This window comes from Bdellovibrio bacteriovorus str. Tiberius (assembly GCF_000317895.1).
Lineage (GTDB): Bacteria > Bdellovibrionota > Bdellovibrionia > Bdellovibrionales > Bdellovibrionaceae > Bdellovibrio > Bdellovibrio bacteriovorus_F.
In genome coordinates, this window is sequence record NC_019567.1 from 43,156 (window position 1) to 62,463 (window position 19,308).

The 19,308-nt window shown below is 50.0% G+C and carries 18 protein-coding genes; 14 read left to right on the plus strand and 4 right to left on the minus strand.

Annotated elements, in window-relative coordinates:
* Window positions 1-58: 58 nt before the first annotated feature.
* The 3 genes from fsa to BDT_RS00240 all read left to right on the plus strand — a co-directional run bounded on the left by fsa (window position 59) and on the right by BDT_RS00240 (window position 3,316).
* Entirely contained in the window at window positions 59-706 is a 648-nt protein-coding gene (gene fsa / locus BDT_RS00230; RefSeq protein WP_011162672.1) for a fructose-6-phosphate aldolase, read from the plus strand.
* The gene (locus BDT_RS00235) at window positions 706-1,149 is read left to right on the plus strand and encodes a hypothetical protein (protein ID WP_015089255.1); all 444 of its coding nucleotides are present in this window, start codon (window positions 706-708) and stop codon (window positions 1,147-1,149) included. Before fsa ends, BDT_RS00235 begins: the two co-directional genes overlap by 1 nt.
* A 133-nt stretch (window positions 1,150-1,282) precedes the next feature.
* Complete coding sequence (locus BDT_RS00240) at window positions 1,283-3,316, plus strand: hypothetical protein (RefSeq protein WP_015089256.1); 2,034 nt, start codon at window positions 1,283-1,285, stop codon at window positions 3,314-3,316.
* Here the strand turns inward: BDT_RS00240 and murD are convergent.
* A complete protein-coding gene (murD, locus tag BDT_RS00245; protein ID WP_235046205.1) occupies window positions 3,300-4,652 on the minus strand; it encodes a UDP-N-acetylmuramoyl-L-alanine--D-glutamate ligase in 1,353 nt (450 codons plus the stop codon). The two genes, BDT_RS00240 and murD, sit on opposite strands and share 17 nt — an antisense overlap.
* Window positions 4,653-4,672: 20 nt before the next feature.
* On the opposite strand from murD, the gene BDT_RS00250 reads away from it, so the two are divergent.
* The 3 genes from BDT_RS00250 to BDT_RS00260 all read left to right on the plus strand — a co-directional run bounded on the left by BDT_RS00250 (window position 4,673) and on the right by BDT_RS00260 (window position 7,409).
* Window positions 4,673-6,094, plus strand: a complete 1,422-nt coding sequence (locus tag BDT_RS00250) for a metallophosphoesterase (RefSeq protein ID WP_015089258.1) — start codon at window positions 4,673-4,675, stop codon at window positions 6,092-6,094.
* A gap of 93 nt (window positions 6,095-6,187) precedes the next feature.
* Window positions 6,188-6,382: a histone-like protein gene (locus BDT_RS00255; protein WP_011162677.1), complete on the plus strand. Its 195-nt coding sequence runs from the start codon at window positions 6,188-6,190 to the stop codon at window positions 6,380-6,382.
* A 106-nt stretch (window positions 6,383-6,488) separates the two neighbouring features.
* Entirely contained in the window at window positions 6,489-7,409 is a 921-nt protein-coding gene (locus tag BDT_RS00260) for a M12 family metallopeptidase (protein ID WP_015089259.1), read from the plus strand.
* Here the strand turns inward: BDT_RS00260 and ligA are convergent.
* Entirely contained in the window at window positions 7,406-9,406 is a 2,001-nt protein-coding gene (gene ligA / locus BDT_RS00265) for an NAD-dependent DNA ligase LigA (RefSeq protein WP_015089260.1), read from the minus strand. The genes BDT_RS00260 and ligA overlap by 4 nt on opposite strands.
* Before the next feature lie 115 nt (window positions 9,407-9,521).
* Between ligA and gatC the strand changes: the two genes are divergently transcribed.
* The 6 genes from gatC (at window position 9,522) to BDT_RS00295 (ending at window position 15,535) form a co-directional block, all read left to right on the plus strand.
* Window positions 9,522-9,803 carry an Asp-tRNA(Asn)/Glu-tRNA(Gln) amidotransferase subunit GatC gene (gene gatC / locus BDT_RS00270; protein ID WP_015089261.1) on the plus strand — a complete coding sequence of 94 codons (282 nt, stop codon included), beginning with the start codon at window positions 9,522-9,524 and terminating at the stop codon, window positions 9,801-9,803.
* Window positions 9,804-9,813: 10 nt separating this feature from the next.
* Window positions 9,814-11,286 (plus strand): Asp-tRNA(Asn)/Glu-tRNA(Gln) amidotransferase subunit GatA, encoded by a 1,473-nt coding sequence (gatA, locus tag BDT_RS00275; protein WP_041576728.1) that lies wholly within the window; start codon window positions 9,814-9,816, stop codon window positions 11,284-11,286.
* Window positions 11,276-12,709 carry an Asp-tRNA(Asn)/Glu-tRNA(Gln) amidotransferase subunit GatB gene (gatB, locus tag BDT_RS00280; RefSeq protein ID WP_041576730.1) on the plus strand — a complete coding sequence of 478 codons (1,434 nt, stop codon included), beginning with the start codon at window positions 11,276-11,278 and terminating at the stop codon, window positions 12,707-12,709. Before gatA ends, gatB begins: the two co-directional genes overlap by 11 nt.
* A gap of 15 nt (window positions 12,710-12,724) precedes the next feature.
* A complete protein-coding gene (locus tag BDT_RS00285) occupies window positions 12,725-13,639 on the plus strand; it encodes a Ppx/GppA phosphatase family protein (protein ID WP_015089264.1) in 915 nt (304 codons plus the stop codon).
* A 7-nt stretch (window positions 13,640-13,646) separates the two neighbouring features.
* The gene (locus tag BDT_RS00290) at window positions 13,647-14,072 is read left to right on the plus strand and encodes a DUF192 domain-containing protein (RefSeq protein ID WP_015089265.1); all 426 of its coding nucleotides are present in this window, start codon (window positions 13,647-13,649) and stop codon (window positions 14,070-14,072) included.
* Between the two features lie 113 nt (window positions 14,073-14,185).
* Window positions 14,186-15,535, plus strand: coding sequence for an LPXTG cell wall anchor domain-containing protein (locus BDT_RS00295; protein WP_235046206.1), 1,350 nt, complete (start codon window positions 14,186-14,188; stop codon window positions 15,533-15,535).
* Between the two features lie 68 nt (window positions 15,536-15,603).
* On the opposite strand, the gene BDT_RS00300 is transcribed toward BDT_RS00295, so the two are convergent.
* Window positions 15,604-15,972: a PilZ domain-containing protein gene (locus tag BDT_RS00300; RefSeq protein ID WP_011162686.1), complete on the minus strand. Its 369-nt coding sequence runs from the start codon at window positions 15,970-15,972 to the stop codon at window positions 15,604-15,606.
* A 390-nt stretch (window positions 15,973-16,362) separates the two neighbouring features.
* On the opposite strand from BDT_RS00300, the gene rho reads away from it, so the two are divergent.
* Window positions 16,363-18,108 carry a transcription termination factor Rho gene (gene rho, locus BDT_RS00305; protein WP_015089268.1) on the plus strand — a complete coding sequence of 582 codons (1,746 nt, stop codon included), beginning with the start codon at window positions 16,363-16,365 and terminating at the stop codon, window positions 18,106-18,108.
* A gap of 80 nt (window positions 18,109-18,188) precedes the next feature.
* Here rho and BDT_RS00310 read toward each other — a convergent pair whose 3' ends face one another.
* Complete coding sequence (locus BDT_RS00310; RefSeq protein ID WP_015089269.1) at window positions 18,189-18,632, minus strand: hypothetical protein; 444 nt, start codon at window positions 18,630-18,632, stop codon at window positions 18,189-18,191.
* Between the two features lie 334 nt (window positions 18,633-18,966).
* Between BDT_RS00310 and BDT_RS00315 the strand changes: the two genes are divergently transcribed.
* Window positions 18,967-19,212, plus strand: coding sequence for a type B 50S ribosomal protein L31 (locus tag BDT_RS00315; RefSeq protein ID WP_011162689.1), 246 nt, complete (start codon window positions 18,967-18,969; stop codon window positions 19,210-19,212).
* Window positions 19,213-19,308 lie beyond the last annotated feature (96 nt).

Below are 19,308 nucleotides of genomic sequence, written 5' to 3' on the forward strand. Positions count from 1 at the left end.
TGGAAAACGTACAAATTGAGGGTATCCAAAAATCACGTTTCCAGACTCGGGAGTTCCCATGAAGTTTTTCATTGATACAGCAGAAATTGAAGAAATCAGACAAGCCAATCTTCGTGGTTGGGTTGACGGTGTTACTACAAATCCTTCTTTGATCGCAAAAAGCGGCAAGGACTTCCACACTGTGATCAAAGAGATCTGCAAAGAGATCACGGGTCCAGTATCTGCCGAAGTGATCAGCCTTCAGCACGAAGAAATGGTTCGTGAAGGTAAAGAGCTGGCGAAACTGGCTTCCAACGTTGTGGTGAAAATCCCGATGTGTGAAGACGGCATGATCGCTGTAAAAAAATTGAAATCTGAAGGCATCAAGACCAACGTCACACTGGTGTTTTCTCCGATGCAGGCATTACTTGCTGCTAAAGCGGGCGCGACGATGGTTTCCCCGTTCGTGGGTCGTCTTGACGACATTGGTGTTGAAGGCATGCAGATGGTTGATCAGGTTATTCAAATGTACCGCAACTATGACTTCGAGACTGAAGTATTGGTAGCCAGCGTAAGAAGCCCGATGCATATCCAACTTGCAGCTGAAATGGGCGCGGACATCGCGACTATTCCGTTCAAAGTCATGCAATCCATGACTCACCATCCGTTAACTGACAAAGGTATCAAGATGTTCATGGATGACTGGAACAAGGCTCAGAAGAAATAATGATGAAGACCTTCGTCTGGGTATTCCTTTTTGCATCGACGCTTTTTTTTGCTGGTTGTCGCACTGGTGGGGTGATCTTGCGTGAAACCCCACTGAACTTGAGTGAGACCCGACGCGCGATTGTGGCTGTGATTGGTGAACCCAAATCCATCAGCCAGAACGGGCGCGAGATGACGTCTCAGTACTACGACAAAAAAGGCAAGAATATCGACAAGATGGATATGGCCAGAGAACGTTTCTACACCCATGTCACTGTTTTAGGCGACCGTCGCCCTTACGATGTTCAGGTCCAGGTTCTGGTCGAAGGTCGTAATGAAGACGGCGGTTTCGACCTGCTTGACCGCGACGACGACAAAGCCGCACCCATCGCGGAAAAGATCCGCCAGTCCCTTAACCAAAGTCGCGACAGTCGCAACGTGATTGACGACTTCCGTTCCTTCTAAATACGATTAAGGCTAGTCAGAAATGACTATTCTTCAAATGAGGTGACTGTTGCAAGGAATGCGACTGAAGCGGTTCATTTTACCGCTCCTGGTATTAGCTGGAAGCTTATACTGGTCAAGCCCCACGGGTGGCTTGAAGTTCATTCCTATTTACGAAGCGCTCACCATCAAAGCTCAGAAAAATTCTCCACCACATATCGCCTTTGAAGAGCTGCTTGAATCCGAGAGGCAACTTGCAGAGTGGTCAAGAATTGAAAAAGTAAAACCATTGAATCTTGCCGCAGAAAAATCCACCGCACCGCTTTTTGCGAAGCGTGTGGAGATTTCTGAAATGGTGATTCAAAAAACTCCGGAAAGATTTATCGCGGAAGCGCCAACCACAAAGACGGTGGATGCCGATCCGACGGCATGGATGAATGACCTTTCCCCGGCTCAGGCCAAGCGCCTGCAAGCCGCTCAAAGCCGCAGCGAAGTTATTGGTCAGGACTGGAGCCAGCCAACGTGGTCTGACATGGCCAAAGAGGTTTTGGAAAAATCAGGCGTGTTGACTGAAGCAACAGCATCTTCCAATCCGCGTGTGTACGTGGCGGGAGTGGATGCATCCGGCAAAGCCAGCACCAAAATCCCTCAAGCTGAAGTGCGTATCCCGGATCGCAACAACCAGCCATCTGATGACGGCATGAATCCTTCCTATGGTCTGGTGGAAGAACAAAGACCTGCAGGCATACGCACGATCTCGGGTCCTTTGGAAATCACCGGGGGTCTTGCGGTCACCAATGAACATCATATTGAGATCCGTCGCAGTGACGAGGGTGTCTTAAAAGAACTGGGCAAGGTCAATCTTGTTCAGGGTCAGTATAATATAGATGTTGAAGACGTGACCGGATCCATCATTGCCCGTCTGGTGGATAAAGAGGGTAAAACCCTGGGGGAAGGCAGCTTCCGCTTAAACCGTGTTGCCTCGATTGCGCAAAACCGGCTGCAAGGACCGAAGATTCGCATCGAACCACATCCTGACTTTGGCGGTATTGTCACCAGTGCTTACAATCCAAAACCGGATGATGCGGCTCCGGCGAAGACTTTGGTGACCTTTGTGAAAGGTGCCAAAGAAGTCGCTCCGAAAAAAGACGGTGCGGTGGCGATGGACAATGTGACCAAGGGATCCACGACCGTGATGCGGGCGGCAGCGCCTTCACACATGCAGACGGCTTCCATTGTGGTTTCAGGTCAGGAATTCAAGACGCCTTTATATCCGGCCTCGATGATTCAGGCTTTGCAGGACATTTTAAGCCAGCAAAGACAGATGTCCTTTGAGGGCGCGCCAACCATCATCTGGGGTAAAGTCAGTCTGGATGGCAAAACGCTTTCCGGAATTGATGTGGTTGTTGAGTCAGATCAAAGCCTTGTGCCGGTTTACTTTAATCAGTTCATGCTTCCGGATCCAAGTTTGAAAGCCACCGGGGACAACGGTTTGTTTGCCTTTGTGAATGCGGAGCCAGGCTTCCATTCCCTGCTGGCAACAAGAGCCGAAGCCATTGTGGGTTATCAGAACGTGGTGGTCGAAGAAGGTTCCGTGGCTCAAGGGGATATTCAGTCCACCATGAAAAACGAATCCGTTCCGCTGCGGGTGTATGATGCCTTTGCGGGTGACGCGGTTCCGGCCACCGTGACCATGCAAAGCCTGCAGAGTGAATTCGAAGTTCAGGGTGCCACCACGGTGACGTTGCCGAATCTGAGACGTTACGGTCTGATGCGCGTTCAGCCTGAGGGCACCGACTATGTGGCGGCGAGATATGTTTACAATGACAACGACGAATACGTGCATGCGCCGGTGGTTCGCTGGTCATGGTTAAGCGCCATCAAAGGTTATCTGAAGATTGATGATCTGCCGACGGCAGGTGTGATTGTGGGCTTTGTTCCGGATGAAAACTTTGAAGTATATCTGGCAGCGTATGATTCATTCAATCCACGCCAGATTGTGTACTTCGATATGCAGGGAAAAATCCTGCAAAACGGCAAAGGCATTGCGGGCGGTGGTTTCATTCTTTACAACGTGCCTGAAGACATTCACGAAGTTGTGGTGGTGGGCGAAAGAACGCAGAAGATCTATTCCCGCGTTCTGCCGGTGGATCCAAACACGCTGTCCGTGCTTAGTTTCCGAGAGTAAATTCCGAAACACATTTCTTGAAATAGTTCCCGCGATCTTCAAACGACTTGAATTCATCAAGACTGGTGCCGCCCGGGCTTAACAGCACGGTGTCACCTGACTTTGCATTCCCCAAGGTGTCGCACATGGCTTCACCCAGGCGTGAAAAGGACTTTCCAGTCAGTGTGGATTTGGTTTGAGCCACTTCACGGCATTCGCCGAAGAAAACAAATTCAATGTCTTTCAGATTTCCCAGTGCTTTTAGATCCTGCCACGGAAGATTTTTATCGCGACCACCCAGCAGCAGCCACAGTTTTCCGGGTTTTGAAAGGGTGTCGTGGGCGGCAGCCGCGGCGATCAACACGCTGTCCATCGCAGTGGCTTTGCTGTCGTTGATAAAACGAATGCCCTTATGGGTGCCAACACTTTCCAGGCGGTGCACCAGGCCCTTAAAGGCCTTCATGCCTTCGATCGCCGAGGCCGGCCATTTTGCAGAAAGTGCCAGGGCACTGGCCAATGCCAGATTGTCCTGATTGTGCTGACCGATCAGTTGCGCTTTTTCAAGCTGCAAAGAAGTCAAAGCCTTGTCCGAGCGCGAGATGATTTTAACCTGTTCGGATTCACCATTCTTGTGGAAGTATTCAACCAGGTCACCACCCTCACGATTCAGCAGCAAAGCATCCTTGGTCAAAGACAGGATCTTCCATTTGGTGTCGTAATAGTGCTGAAGGTTGTCGTAGCGCTCGAGGTGATTGGAGGTCAGGTACGTGATCGCGGAATAATCCAGGGAAAGACCCTCGCAGTTTTCCAGTTGATAGCTGGAAAGCTCCAGAATCACCCAGTCGGCGCGCGGGCGTTTGCCTTCAATCACATCGGCGGCATAGTCCGCAAATGGTGTGCCCAGATTTCCACCGACAAAGCCGGTTTTGGAAAAGGCCTCAAGGCCTGCACCCAAAATGGAAACCGTGGTGCTTTTCCCGACAGATCCGGTCACGCCGATCATTTTTTCAGTTTCCAGGGTCGCACAAGCCAGGGACAGTTCACTGGTGATTTGGACTCCGTTTTTTTTCGCGTCTTGAATCCAAACTGAAGCCAGCGGAACACCCGGAGACACGACCAGAGTGCCGGGTTTTTGATTCATCAGGACCTGTGGGTCACGAAACTGAGCCGATTCCAGTTTTCCATCGAAAGTCAGAATGGATTCGGGGGCATGACCTGCCAAAGTCAGCAGGCGTTTGGCGGCTTCACCGCTTTTACCCATGCCGACAATTGCAATTGGAGTCTTCAGGTTCTTGATAAATTCTTTCATCTGCACGATCATAGACTTGGGAGGCAGATTTGCCCACTTCTTTTTCAAGACCTTTTCCTGATTTTAAAATGGCGTCGCACACAGCGATCATCAGTGATTTGCATTTGTGTGAAGCTGAACCCGTGAACCTGCGCTTTCCGTTGTGGAAGAAATTCAAGACTCGTCAGTTCTTCTTTGATGACACGTTTGAAGTGTTCTTGAAGAACTGTGAAGAAAAGGCACAAGGCGCTTCCGTTGAACTTGTTCTGAACGGTGACATTTTTGATTTTGACAGCGTTCTGCGCTTACCGGATGAGCCGGTCTTTAATGTCAGCGGTCTTGAAAAGCGCCGCGGGCTTTTCCCGATTGAAGAGCGATCCCGTTTTAAAATTGAAGTGATTTTGAAGGACCATGCCGACTGGGTCCGTGCTCTGCGCGAGTTTGTACTTCGTGGCAACCGCGCGGTCTTTGTGATTGGCAATCATGATCTGGAACTGCACTTCACGGAAGTGCAGGCCGAGATCTATCGTCATCTGAACCTGCCGGAAGACAAAAAACATCAGGTTCGTTTTGTTGAATGGTTCTATATCAGCAATCAGGACACGTTGATTGAACACGGCAATCAGTACGATCCGTATTGCATGTGTGAGGATCCGATCAATCCGTTTGTTCGTGGTTATAATTTTGTTTCATTGAAGCTGCCGTTTGGAAATCTGGCCTGTCGTTATCTGATGAATGGAATGGGTTTCTTCAACCCGCATGTGGACAGTAACTACATCATGAGTATTCCGCAGTACATTAAGTTCTTCGTGAAATACATGCTGCGTGCGCAGCCGGGACTGGTGCTGACGTGGTTCTGGGGTTCGGTGCTGACTTTGCTTCACTCGTTCTATGACCGACTGGCAGCGCCGATGAGAAATCCACTGAAGATCGAAGACCGTGTGTCGTTGATTGCGGAGAAAGCAAATGCCGAACCTCGCATGGTGCGTGAGCTGAAAGAGCTCTTTGTGGCGCCGGCGGCCAGCAATCCATTTTTGCTGGCGCGCGAACTGTGGTTGGATCGTGCGTTTATTATCTTTGTGGCTTTCTATCTGATCTTCCAGCTGATGATCTTTGTGCGGGCCATCTATGAAATCTCGTTCTTCTGGGCATTCATTCCACTGTTCTTGCTGCTGCCGTTTTTCCTATTTTACAGCAAGTCGGTGACGTCCCTCGTGTCTGGCTACAAAGAACCCGATGACCGGGTGATGGCCATGACCAGCGCAATCACCAAGGTGAATCGCATAGTTTACGGGCACACCCATCACACCCGTCATGAGATGATCGGGTCCGTCGAACACTTGAACAGTGGTTGCTGGTCGCCGGCCTTTTTGGATGTGGAATGCACCAAGCCGTTGGATCAAAAAACGTTCGTGTGGATATCGCCGGGTGAGGCCGGATCCCGTCAGGCAGAGCTTTTCAAGTTCGTTGACGGAAAGCCAGAGCTGTTAATGAACCCGGGTCGCTCTTAAATTAGTGCGCCGCAAGAAGATTTCATATTGTCATTCACAGGACCCTATGCAAACCTTTTAGCTGTTCGATTAACATGGATGGAGAGGTATATCATGGCAGAAGTACTTGTAGTAACAAGCAAAGTTAAAAAACTGATCAAAGAAAAAGGTCAAATGAACACATCTGCTGAGACTATTGACGTACTCAGTAAAGCCATTGAGCAACTGTGCTTGAAAGGCGTTGAATCTGCAAAAGCTGACGGTCGTAAAACCGTAATGGCTCGCGATATCGTTATCGACCACCTTTAATTCGGTCGAACGAAAATTCGTTCAGCATTGGTTCAATTTTAAAACCCACGGCCCTGAAACCGTGGGTTTTGCATTTTTTAGCACTGAAAATTCCCCCGGAGTTTGAATGATTAAAAAAGCCGTGCCCGTCCTTCTGGTTCTTGCCGTGGTCGTTGTCTATCTGCTGTGGCCGAAACCTTCCGAAAGTCCTGACATTCCTCAGTCGGCGTCCTCTATTGAACACCAAGAGTCCGAAGATGTAGAAACAGCCTCCGACTCTGAGCCGGGTGCCGTGGCCTCGGTCTTTGAGATGAAGACCGTGCAAGCGGTCAGCGAAAGTGTTCCCTATGAAGAGCCTTCGTCACCTCATGATGAGGTTTCTGCCAAGAACGAAGTGACCTATGTGGTGGAAGACGGTGTGGCCGTTGTTAACGAAGACATCGTGATCGGGGTTCCCCGCAGCGCCAAAGTCCGCGGCAGTGTGGCTTTGGAAAGTGTTCAGTTATGGGAAGGCGGTGTCGTGCCTTTTCATATTCAGAATGATGTGCCCAACAAGTCAGAGATCATTCAGGCTATTGCCGCGTTTGTAGAAACCCCCATCAAGTTTGTTCCTTACACCAATCAGGAAGATGTTCTGGTGTTTGAAGCCGGATCAGGGTGTAAATCCTATCTGGGAAAAGTCGGCGGCAAGCAGCCCCTGTGGATTTCCGGGGGGTGCGGTGTGACCGAGATCACTCATGAGATCATGCACGCCCTGGGGTTTATCCATGAACAAAATCGCAGTGACCGGGACCGGTTTGTGGAAGTGATGTGGGATAATATTCAGGAAAAGTACAAACACAACTTTGAAATTTTCCCCGCATCGTTGATGGTGCTTAGCGGGGCTTCGGCATTTGATTATGAATCCGTCATGCTTTATCAGCCGACCGCGTTCAGTGAAAACGGCGGTGTTACCATGAAATCAAAAACAGAATCCCAACTTGCCCCGAGTGCCGCACTGAGCGCCGGTGACATCCAGCGCCTTACAAGCGTTTACGGCAGAAACTAAATCATGGCCTGAAGTTCTTCCCAAGAGATGATCTTTACACCCAGCCCCTGGGCTTTTTCCACTTTCGATCCTGGATCATCACCCACGACCAGATAATTCAGCTTGGATGAAACCGAGCCCAGAATTTTCCCACCATTCTTTTCAATCAGGCCCTTGGCGTCATCACGCTTCACCGGCAATGTTCCGGTGATCAGGAAGCTCATGCCGGAAAGAGAACCCTCTTGTGCACGCACGGGGCCGGCGATGGTGACTCCAAGTTTTAGCATGGCGTGAACTTCATCCACCAGCTTGGGATTTCCTGTCCAGTCGCGGATGGATTTGGCAACCTTGGCGCCGATTTCCGGCACCAGCAGCAGTTCTTCTTCGCTGGCCTCCAGGAACTTATCAATTGTCAGGAAGTGATCGGCCAGATGTTTTCCGGTCTGTTCACCCACAAAACGAATTCCAAGTGCAAAGATGAATCGCGCCAGTGTCGGGTTCTTGCTGTTTTCGATGGACTTGATGATATTGTCGGCGGATTTTTCACCCTGACGATCCAAAGAAAGAATCTGTTCTTTCGTCAGGCGATAGAAGTCCGAAAAGCGGGTCAGCAGTTTGTTGTCGACCAGGGTTTCAATCAGACGATCGCCGACCTTGTCGATGTTCATCGCCCGTCTTGCCACAAAATGTTTCAGCGATTCTTTCACCACGGCGATACACAGTGGATTCACGCAACGGGTGACCACTTCGCCCTCGGCTTTCACCGCGATGGAATTACATGCCGGGCAGTTTTCAGGAATCGAATAAGGCAGACGATCCGCCGGACGCTTGTCAGGGTTTACAACTTCGACGACTTCGGGGATCACATCGCCTGCGCGCTGAATGATCACGGTGTCGCCAATACGGATGTCTTTGCGGGTGATTTCATCCTGGTTGTGCAAAGTGGCGTTTGTAACCGTGACCCCGCCCACTTTCACGGGCTTCATGATCGCCACTGGCGTCAGCGCGCCCGTGCGACCCACCTGAACCACGATGTCTTCCACGGTGGTCTGAGCCTGTTCCGGCTTGAACTTCGCGGCCGTGGCCCATCGCGGGCTTCTGGCCACCAGCCCCAGGTCATCTTGCAGTCGCAGCGAATTGACCTTGATCACCACACCGTCGATATCAAAAGGAAGTTTCGGGCGGACTTTTTCAATGTGGTGATAGTACTTCACGACCTCTTCAGGCCCCTTGGCCACCACCAGCAGTTCTTCTTTGTAGTGAAGTACCGTCGGGATGCCATGATCGCTGAAGTATTCCTGAATGTTCTTTTGAGTGTTGAAGCTTTCACCGTCCACCGCGCCCAAGGCATAACCAAAGAAACGCAACGGACGAGAAGCGGCAATGCGGGAATCCAGCTGGCGCACGGTTCCGGCGGCAGCATTGCGGGGATTGGCAAAAGTCTGCTGCCCGTTTTCTTGCTGGGTTTCATTCAGCTTTGCGAAGTCCTCTTTGAACATCAGAACTTCCCCGCGCACCTCCAGCAGTTCTGGCGGATTTTTATGAGACAGTTTCAGCGGGATGCTTTTGATGGTTTTAATATTGTGAGTGACGTCCTCACCCACCGTGCCGTCGCCGCGGGTGATGGCGCGAACAAACTGCCCTTTTTCATAGATCAGCTCCATGGACAGGCCATCAAATTTAAGCTCGCACAGATATTCCACCGGCTCTTCGGTGTTGAGGAATTTTTTAACACGTTCATCGAATTCGAAAATATCTTCGGGCGAATAGCTGTTTGCCAGTGAAAGCATCGGCAGGCGGTGCTGGGCTTTTGCGAAGCCTTCCAAAACAGTTCCGCCCACTCGCAGGGAAGGTGAATCGCTAAGATCCAGACCTTTGGTGCTTTTTTCAAGTTCCAGAAGTTCATTGAAGAGCTGATCGTATTCGTAATCTGTAATGGTGGGCTTATCCAGAACATGATAGTTGTGGTCGTGTTCAGAAATGATCTTTTTTAGCTCTTCGTGGCGTTTTTTGGACATAGAACAATTTGCACCTATCTCTGAGGTCCAGTCACCATCAAACGCATTGGGCAAAAGATGACTCCCAACGCAGTTTGTACTAGCTTAAATGTCGATAGACCGAGAGGAGCTTCCGGTGATTGACAAAAAGACGATCGAAGCGATTGCCAAACTTGCCCGCCTGCATGTGTCGGATGAAGAAGCCCAGGAATACAGCACCCAGCTGGCCAAGGCCCTGACTCACTTTGAGCAGATTTCAAAAATCAACACCGCCGGGATTGAACCTTTGGTGACGCCGACGGAGGTTGAATCCTATTGGCGTGAAGATGTCGTCAGTCAGGAATTCACTGCCGATGAAATGACCGGCAATGCGCCGGACCGCGCGGGCAACCTTTTCAAAGTTCCACCGGTTGTTTAGGAGGTTGATTGTGGATTTAACATTTGCCTCTATTTCTGAAATCGCCGACGCCGTCAAATCCCGAAAAGTCAGCGCCAAGGAAGTTGCACAGCACTTTCAAAAGCGCATTGATGCCTTAAATCCAAAGTTGAATGCGTTCACTTCATTGAATCTTCAGGCCGTTCAAGACGCCGATGCCCTGGATGCCCGCATCGCCAAGGGCGAGGACGTCGGTCTGTTGGCGGGCGTGCCCTTTGGTATTAAGGAAATGTTTTGCACCAAGGGTCTGACAACCACTGCCGGAAGCAAGATTCTGGAAAATTTTGTTCCGCCCTATGATGCCACCGCCGTGGCTCGTCTGAAAAAATCTGGCATTGTGGTGATGGGAAAACTGAACCAGGATGAATTTGCCATGGGTTCTTCCAATGAAACTTCTTTCCACGGTGTAGTGAAAAACCCGTGGGACCTGGAACGAGTGCCCGGAGGATCTTCCGGTGGCTCTGCCGCCGCCCAAGCTTCGCGTCTGGTGGCAGGAACGCTGGGGACAGACACCGGCGGATCGATTCGTCAGCCCGCAAGTTTCTGTGGCATTGTCGGCGTGAAACCCACTTACGGCCGTGTGAGCCGCTACGGCATCATCGCCTATGCGTCTTCGTTGGATCAGGCTGGCCCCATGGTCAGTTCCGTGAAGGATGCCGCTTTGACTCTGGAAGTGATTTCAGGATTTGACCCGCACGATTCCACCACCGCTCAGAAAAAAGTCCCGGCCTGGAGCCAGAGTCTGAAAGCCGATGTCAAAGGCATGAAGATCGGTCTGATGAAAGAATACATGACTGGTTCTTTGGATCCAGACGTGCAAAAGACTGTGGAAAACTCGGTGGATACATTGAAAAAACTGGGAGCCGAGATTGTTGAAGTCTCTGTTCCCATGACCGAATTTGCCGTGCCGGTGTATTACCTGGTGGCGGCCAGCGAAGCGTCATCGAATCTTTCCCGCTATGACGGCGTGAAGTACGGATACCGTGCCGAATTTAAAAATCTTTCGGCCGTGGATCTGGAAGAGTTCTACAGCCAGACGCGGGGCCAGGCCTTCGGTGCTGAAGTCAAACGTCGTATTATGCTGGGGACGTATTGTCTTTCCAGTGGTTACTATGACGCCTTTTACAACAAGGCCGGTCAGGTGCGCCGCCTGATTATGGAACAATACCTGGAAGCTTTCAAAAAATGTGATGTGATCCTAAGTCCGGTGACGACAGCGCCCGCCTTTAAGATTGGCGAACGGGTTTCTGATCCCCTGGCGATGTATTTGAATGACATCTTTACGACCTCGACAAACCTTGCCGGTCTTCCGGGAATGAGTGTTCCCTATGGGCAATCACAAAGCGGTCTTCCGATCGGCGTTCAGCTGACGGCGGGTCACTTTGAGGAACAAAAGATGCTGAATGTGGCTTACGCGCTGGAAGGCGCCTCTTTGGTGAAAGGAAAACATCCCCATGTCATCTAGAGGATATGAAGCCGTCATCGGTATTGAGATTCACGTGCAGCTTAGCACGAAAACCAAGATCTTCAGCTCGGAATCAACGGCCTTTGAAGCTGGTGACAATGAAAACACCTCGCCGGTCAGTGTGGGCATGCCCGGCAGCTTGCCGGTTTTAAACAGCAAGGTGGTTGAGTACTCGATTAAAACGGGTCTAGCCCTGGGATGTGACATTCGCCGCAAATCTGTTTTCGCGCGCAAGAACTATTTCTATCCGGATCTTCCCAAGGGTTATCAGATCTCTCAGTACGATCAGCCTATTTGTGAAAATGGATCGATCACCTTCAAGGTGGATGGAAAAGAAAAAACCGTTTCCATCACCCGCGCCCATATGGAAGAAGACGCCGGTAAATCCAATCATCACGGTGAATACACATTGATTAACTACAACCGCTCGGGCATTCCTTTGTTGGAGGTCGTGTCCGGCCCTGACATGCGCACACCGCAGGAAGCGGCGGAATACGCGCGCACCATTCGTCAGATCGTTCGCTATCTGGATGTCTGTGACGGGAATCTGGAAGAAGGATCACTGCGTTGTGATTGCAACGTCTCGGTTCGCAAAGAGGGTGCGACTCAGTTCGGCACCAAAGTTGAAATCAAGAATATCAACTCGTTCCGTTTTGTTGAAAAAGCCATCGAATATGAGATTGAGCGCCAGATTGATTGTGTCGAGCGTGGTGATAAGATTATTCAGGAAACCCGCCTGTGGGATCCGGATAAAAACCGCACGTTCTCCATGCGGGCCAAAGAAGATGCGCAGGACTATCGCTATTTCCCGGATCCGGATCTGCAGCCGGTGATTGTCACCGACAGCATTATTGAGAAATACAAAAAAGAACTGCCTGAGCTTCCGATTGCCCGCGCCAAACGTTTCCAGGATGAACATGCCTTGCCGGAACTGGATGCCACGGTGCTGACCACGGAAAAAGATCTGGCTGATTTCTATGAAGACACCGCCAAAGAATCCAGAAACTTCAAGGCGTCCTCTAACTGGATTATGACCGAGCTTTTGCGCGAACTGAATTCTGCCAATAAAAACATCAAGGATTCACCAATCAAACCGGCGCAGCTGGGCAAAATGATTGCGATGATCGACAAGGGCACAATTTCCGGTAAAATCGCAAAAACCATTTTCCAGGAAATGTGGGCCTCTGGAAATGATCCGGAAGTCATCATGAAGGACAAGGGCTTGGTGCAGATCTCGGATCCTGCCGCCATTGAAAAGCTGGTGGATGAAGTGCTGGCAGCCAACGCGCAGACTGTGGAAGATCACAAGTCCGGCAAAAAGAAGAACCTTTTTGGTTTCTTTGTCGGCGCAGTGATGAAAGCGTCCAAGGGTCAGGCCAATCCGGATCTTGTGAATAAGATTCTTTTAGAGAAATTGAAATAGAACAGGATATTTGAAATGAAAAAAGTTGCAGCACTTGATCTTGGAACCAACACCTTCCTGTGCCTGATTGCTTCAGGCGACAAGGATGGAATCAAAAAGGTGCACCGTGATCTGATGCAGGTGGTGCGTTTGGGTCAAGGAGTTGGGCAGACCGGTGAATTTCATCCGGATGCTTTAGCCCGAGCCCGTCAGTGTCTGACTGAATTCAAAAAAGAAATCGATTCTGAACACGTGGATCAGATTCTGGCGATGGCGACGTCAGCGGCGCGTGACGCTCGCAATGGTCAGGAGCTTTTTCGTATCGGTGAAGAACTGGGCATTCCTATTGAAATCATTCCGGGCGAAGATGAAGCAAGAATTACTTATTTGGGCGGTACCGCGGGTGGCACCAATCCCAATGTGACTTCCCTGGTGGTGGACGTCGGTGGTGGCTCCACTGAACTGATCGTTGGCAAAGGGGCTGACATCCTGTATGGCCACAGTCTTGATATCGGCGGAGTTCGTCTGACAGAAAAATTCATCACCAATCAACCGGTGATTGAAAAAGACCGCAAGCCTTTGGAAGCATTCATTCAGGAACAACTGAAAGCAATTCTGCCTGAAATTCAAAAGCACAAGATTGATCAGATCGTGGCAGTGGCGGGAACGCCAACCGCTCTGGTGGCGATTGAGGTTGGTGGCTTTGATGAAAAGAAGGTCGATGGCTTCTTCCTGAAGAAGGACCGTCTGGCTCACTGGGTGGAGGAATTTGCCCGTACCACAGTCGAAGAAAAAAAGACCAAGTATCATCTGGGCGGCCGAGCGGATATTATTTTTGCTGGAGCTTCGATTCTGCTGGCAGTGGTGGAAGCTTTGAAATTAGAAGGTATGGTTGTTACGACCAAAGGGGTTCGTTATGGTGTTGCGCTGGAAATGTTCTACGCTCGCTAAGTTTGTCATGTTCGCAGGACTGTTCCTGGTCCTGCTTCCGCAGGCCTTTGCGGCCAGGGACTTTTCAAAAAAGAAAGTCACTTTGGGCTCCAAGACTTTTGTCGTGGAGATCGCTGAAACACCGGACCAGCACGAGCGTGGTCTGATGTTCCGCTCGCAGATGGGCGAAGATGAAGGAATGCTCTTTATATTTAAGAACGAGGAAACCCGGTTCTTCTGGATGAAGAATACATTAATAGATCTGTCCATCGGGTACTTCGACAAAAGTCTGACGTTGATTGATGTGAAGGAAATGAAGTCCGGCAAAGGTGTGCCGGACGCAGCCCTGCCGTCCTATGCCAGTGCACAACCTGCGAAATATGCGCTTGAAATGAACAAAGGTTGGTTCGATAAAAATAAAATAAAGATGGGTTCCAAACTCAAGATCCACTAGATCAAAAGTCCAGTGATTTTCTTAGTGTTTGCATGACTTCGATCTTGTGCTTAGATTGTTAATAACGCTTAACTGAAACAGTATGTTTCGTGGCATCAATCAAGGATGAATACATGATGAAAAAACTCGTTATCTTACTAGCGTGCCTAGGTCTGGCATTCCAAGTAACAAGCTGTACGTCTAAAGATAGCCAAGCAGACGCTGAAGTTGCTTCCGACTTCGATTCCGCAGACCTTGAAAAACTAGAAGGTGATGACGCCCTTGAAATTGCTGGTGACGACTCTTTGGCCAGCGACCAACTTCCAGAAGATGCTCTGGGCGAAACCACTACCACTACTGAAACAACCACAACAACTGCTGAAACGACTCTAGGTGACGATCAGGCGACAACAGAACAGACCGACGTCGCGACCACCACCGAAACATTGCCAGCAGATCCGTTTGCCGAAGCTCCGGCGGCTGATGTTCCAGCTCCAACAACATCTGTGGCTGAAACAACGACCACGACGGACACTTCTTCCAACTCTGTTTTTGAAAGCTCGACTGTGACTGAATCCTCCACGACCGTGGTTGATTCCTCTTCTGAGGCTCCGAAAAAAGCCAGCGCACCTCTACAAAAGGTTGCAACGACTCCTTGGAAAGCCGGCGGGACTTGGTTCAATACAGTTTACTTCGCTCGCCCGGGTGACAGCCTGAAAGGCATCAGCCAGATGATCTATGGCGCTGACAAGCGCAAGGAACTGAAAAAAGGAAATCCGACATTCAATTCCCGCGACGTTCGTGCTGGTGACAAGGTTTATTACAGCTCCCCTCATCGTCCGGACGATTCTGCACGCATGATCACTTACTACGAAGACAACGGCATTGCGCCAGAAACTTACGTGGCTAAATCCGGTGACAACATCAGAAAAGTTTCCAAAGACCTTCTGGGTTATGACAATGCCTGGAAAGAAGTTTGGTCTTCCAACTCTGTAGATTCCAAAGGCAACATTGCTGAAGGCACTGAGCTTCGTTACTGGAGAGGCGGCGCCGTGGCTGCTGCTCCGGCTCCGGCGCAACCTGCAATGGAACAACCGCACCAGGAAGTGGCTGGCAACATGCAGGCTCCTGCAGAAGAGATCCCGGCTCCACCAATGCCGGAAGATCCAATGGCTCAACAAGCTCAAATGGACATCCCGCCTCCGCCAATGGAACAAGCGGGTGATATGGCTCCGCCTCCTCCTCCGCCGGACATGGCTCAGGACATGGCGCCACCTCCACCACCACCAGTGGAAGCAATCAACCCTCCAGCTCCGCAAGTGGCTGAAGAAGCACCGACCGGCATGGACAACGACACAACAATGGCTTTGGCAGTTGTTGGTCTGGCAGCCGCAGGTTTGGCAGTACTGATTGTGATGAGAAAGAAAAGAAAACAGAAAGAGCTTGAACAACAGGCTATGGACAACACCCACGTAGGAACATAATCAGGTTCCCGGGTTCTCCAAAAAAGAAAAGAGCGAGTTTTCACTCGCTCTTTTTGTTTTTGCGGATCTTATCCGACTTTCTTGAAGATCGTGTCCATCACTGACCGTCGATCGTTTCGGGAGTTCTCCACGAAATAGATCAGGTCATCAACAATTTGAACATCGCGATTGTTCACCGGCATGAATTTCACACCGACCCCAACCGAATTGGTCCAGATCACATGAGCGGCGATCTTGCGCTCACGACCGGCCACGATAATGACCAGGTTTAGCTTCTCATTGGCGCGAACTTCTCCGCCCTCAAACTCTAAAAAGGCTCCCGTGATGCTGATATTCTTAAGCGTGCCTTTGGTCTCTTCGCGCGCGTAATTGCGCTTAAAAGACACCTCGAGGTTAAGAGGGGTTCTTGGTGCCGGAACTGTATATGTGTCCTCCACGTCAGACTCCTTGTGCTTAAATTGGATACTATCCTTTCGGTATTACTTACCAAAAATTAATAGGGGGTCCGGGTGATTTTTAACTTTTCGGATTAAAATTCTGAAAACTGGACTTACCCAGGCTCATATTTAAACACCTGAAATAGCTTCATTTTTAGAAAACAAGGAAAGTGTTAAACCCTCGAACATTATGAACAATCTTCTGTTTCCTCGACCTTGTTTCAAGCTGGTACAGGCTGGGGGGCGCAAGGGCCGCCAGAGTTTTGCTATTGACAAGCGGGGGGCGGCTCAAGGACAGTGAGGTCATAACGAATAAGCATGAATCCAGTCGGATCAGCTTCCTATATATATCGCTCTTTTTTCTGATTAAATCCTACAAGGAGAATTTGTTTGTCTGAACCTAAAGATCAACAAGGCGTTGAGGTGGCAAAAAAACGTACTCGCACTGCGAAGAGTACATCTGAAGATACCTCCGCCCCCGCTGCTGAAGCTTCCCCAGCTCCGGCCGCCGAAGCCGCCCCTGCGGCCCCAGCACCTTCCGAAAATGCCCCTGTTTCAGCAGCTCCTGCCGCTGCTCCGGAAGCGCGCCAAGAAAGACCTCAGCAACAAAATCAACAGCGCCGTGAATTCCGCCCGCACAATCGCGACAATCGTGATCGTGGCGATCGCAATGACCGCGGTGACCGTAACGACCGTGGCGACAGAAATGATCGTGGTGGTCACAGAAACGACCGCGGCAACAATCAGCGCCGTGACTTCCGCCATGACCGCAACCGCGACGAAGCTCAGCCAATGGGTGACGATGCTCACTCCACAATGCCGGCGCAAGCCCAGGACGTGGATCTGGCCGACATCTCTTTGACCGACGAGGAAAAGAGCTGGTTGTCCTCCAAGGACTTGAAATCAAAAAACATCACGCAGCTGACAGAGCTTGCGAACAAACTGAAAATCGAAAACGCTGCCGGTCTTCGCCGTCAGGACATGATCTTCGAAATTCTGAAACGTGCCGCGAAACTGGGTCAGGACATTTATGGTTCTGGCGTTCTGGAAATCCTTCCGGACGGTTACGGCTTCTTGCGTTCTCCGGATTACAACTATCTTCCAGGTCCGGATGATATCTATGTATCTCCATCCCAGATCCGTCGCTTCGGCCTAAGAACCGGTGACACCGTGACGGGCACAGTTCGTCCACCGAAAGATGGCGAGCGTTACTTTGCATTGTTGAAAGTGGATTCTCTGAACTTCGAGACCACTGAAAACGGCAAAGACAAAATCCTTTTCGACAACTTGACGCCGCTTTATCCAAACGAGCGCCTGAAACTGGAACACAGCCCTGGTGAATACACCACGCGTGTTGTGGATTTGATGGCTCCATTGGGTAAAGGTCAGCGTGCCTTGATTGTCGCGCCACCAAGAACGGGTAAAACCGTTTTGATGCAGCAAATTGCCAATGCGATCACGCACAATCATCCGGAAGTGAAGTTGATCGTTCTTCTGATCGATGAACGTCCGGAAGAGGTGACCGACATGCAACGTACCGTAAAAGGTGAAGTTGTATCGTCCACGTTCGATGAGCCACCAACTCGTCACGTTCAGGTTGCAGAGATGGTTATCGAAAAAGCAAAACGTCTGGTTGAACACAAACACGACGTGGTTATTCTGCTTGATTCCATCACTCGTCTGGCGCGCGCTTACAACACCGTTGTTCCTCCATCCGGTAAAATCCTTTCCGGTGGTGTGGATTCAAACGCCCTTCACAAACCAAAACGTTTCTTCGGTGCGGCTCGTAACATTGAAGAAGGCGGATCTTTGACTATCATCGCGACGGCTTTGATCGATACGGGTTCCCGTATGGATGAGGTTATCTTCGAGGAGTTTAAAGGTACTGGTAACGCCGAGATCCACCTGGATCGCAAGCTGATGGAAAAACGTATCTTCCCTTGCATGGACATCAACAAATCCGGCACTCGTAAAGAGGACCTGTTGGTTGATAAAGCAGACTTGAACCGTCTGTGGATCCTGAGAAAAGTTTTGGCGCCAATGAACGTTATCGACGCGATGGAATTCCTGATCGATAAAGTTGAAGGCACAAAAACGAACAACGACTTCCTGAAAGCGATGTCCGGACCGGGCTAAGCTTTGCTTAGAGCTGGAAATTGGAGATTGGAAATTTGAAGTTAAGAAAAAAGGGAGTCGTTGGACTCCCTTTTTTTTATTTATGGATTTGGTTGTGGCTGGGGTTGAGGCTCGGGCTGCGGCTGCGGTTGGGGTTCTGGTTGCGGTTGTGGCTCTGGTTCGGGAGTGGGTTCGGTCTTTTTCAAGGTGTCGGTTTCACAACCTCCGTAGATTTGATCGGTGTTGATGACACCTTCAAATGGATATACGAAGTCTGACATTCCGTCAGAGCCCTCTTTGGTCGTATTCACGGTCAACTTGTGGTTTAGCCCTTCAGAAGTGATGTGAATTAATCCGCCCTTATCAAAAGTCACTTTGCCGGTCAGCTCAACGGATCCCTGATCCGGGGTGGAGACTTTCACTTTGTTGGTGTCGGAATTATAGGACACAGAAATAAAGGGTTCAGTGAAGGTGCAGTAGATGCTTTCAGCCGATGCCACATGAGACAGAGTTAAAACGGCCGCAAAAGGGATCAGAAACTTCATGGAAATCCTCCTTGTTATAGTGGCTCAAGGGTAGGTGCGCTGGGGGTGGCTCTCAAGAATCCGTCAGGGCCGAAGGCAAAATACAAGGGGCTGTCAGCTCTGGGGAGGTCTGGTTTTCCTAGGGGGTGCAGGAACCCCGCAAAGCAATCACCGGCTGCCTTCGATATTACTTAAATATATGTAATCACGAATGTTTGTATGAACTAAGGGGGCTTCTGGATCGGATGTCTGTTGCTAAAAAAAGCAGCGATTTATGCTCGACACGGGGTAGTCAGTATGTTACATCCTTACAGCTTAAGACCCATAGGTTAAATTATTTAGAAGGAATCAGGTCATGAAACAAAACCTACACCCAAAAGTAAATACTGTTGTATTTAAAGATATCTCTTGCGACTTCAGTTTCTTGGGAACATCTACTTTGCACTCTTCCGAAACTGTTAAATGGGAAGATGGTAAAGAATATCCACTAATCAAAGTTGAGATCTCTTCTGCATCTCACCCGTTCTTCACTGGTAAGCAACGTGTGATGGATACTGAAGGTCGTATCGATCGTTTCAAAAAACGTTACGGCAAGAAGTAAATTTCGGCCCTCCGTTCGGAGGACGTTCTTGTATGAAATGCGGTTCAATCTTCGAACCGCATTTTCGTTTTCAGCGATGGTCCCAATCCCGATCAG

Excerpts from the sequence above, each read along its gene's own strand:
- fsa (WP_011162672.1), top strand. The coding sequence starts at position 59 with ATGAAGTTTTTCATTGATACAGCAGAAATTGAAGAAATCAGACAAGCC.
- BDT_RS00235 (WP_015089255.1), top strand. The coding sequence starts at position 706 with ATGATGAAGACCTTCGTCTGGGTATTCCTTTTTGCATCGACGCTTTTT.
- BDT_RS00250 (WP_015089258.1), top strand. The coding sequence starts at position 4,673 with ATGGCGTCGCACACAGCGATCATCAGTGATTTGCATTTGTGTGAAGCT.
- BDT_RS00255 (WP_011162677.1), top strand. The coding sequence starts at position 6,188 with ATGGCAGAAGTACTTGTAGTAACAAGCAAAGTTAAAAAACTGATCAAA.
- BDT_RS00260 (WP_015089259.1), top strand. The coding sequence starts at position 6,489 with ATGATTAAAAAAGCCGTGCCCGTCCTTCTGGTTCTTGCCGTGGTCGTT.
- ligA (WP_015089260.1), bottom strand. The coding sequence starts at position 9,406 with ATGTCCAAAAAACGCCACGAAGAGCTAAAAAAGATCATTTCTGAACAC.
- gatB (WP_041576730.1), top strand. The coding sequence starts at position 11,276 with ATGTCATCTAGAGGATATGAAGCCGTCATCGGTATTGAGATTCACGTG.
- BDT_RS00285 (WP_015089264.1), top strand. The coding sequence starts at position 12,725 with ATGAAAAAAGTTGCAGCACTTGATCTTGGAACCAACACCTTCCTGTGC.
- BDT_RS00290 (WP_015089265.1), top strand. The coding sequence starts at position 13,647 with ATGTTCGCAGGACTGTTCCTGGTCCTGCTTCCGCAGGCCTTTGCGGCC.
- BDT_RS00295 (WP_235046206.1), top strand. The coding sequence starts at position 14,186 with ATGATGAAAAAACTCGTTATCTTACTAGCGTGCCTAGGTCTGGCATTC.
- BDT_RS00310 (WP_015089269.1), bottom strand. The coding sequence starts at position 18,632 with ATGAAGTTTCTGATCCCTTTTGCGGCCGTTTTAACTCTGTCTCATGTG.
- BDT_RS00315 (WP_011162689.1), top strand. The coding sequence starts at position 18,967 with ATGAAACAAAACCTACACCCAAAAGTAAATACTGTTGTATTTAAAGAT.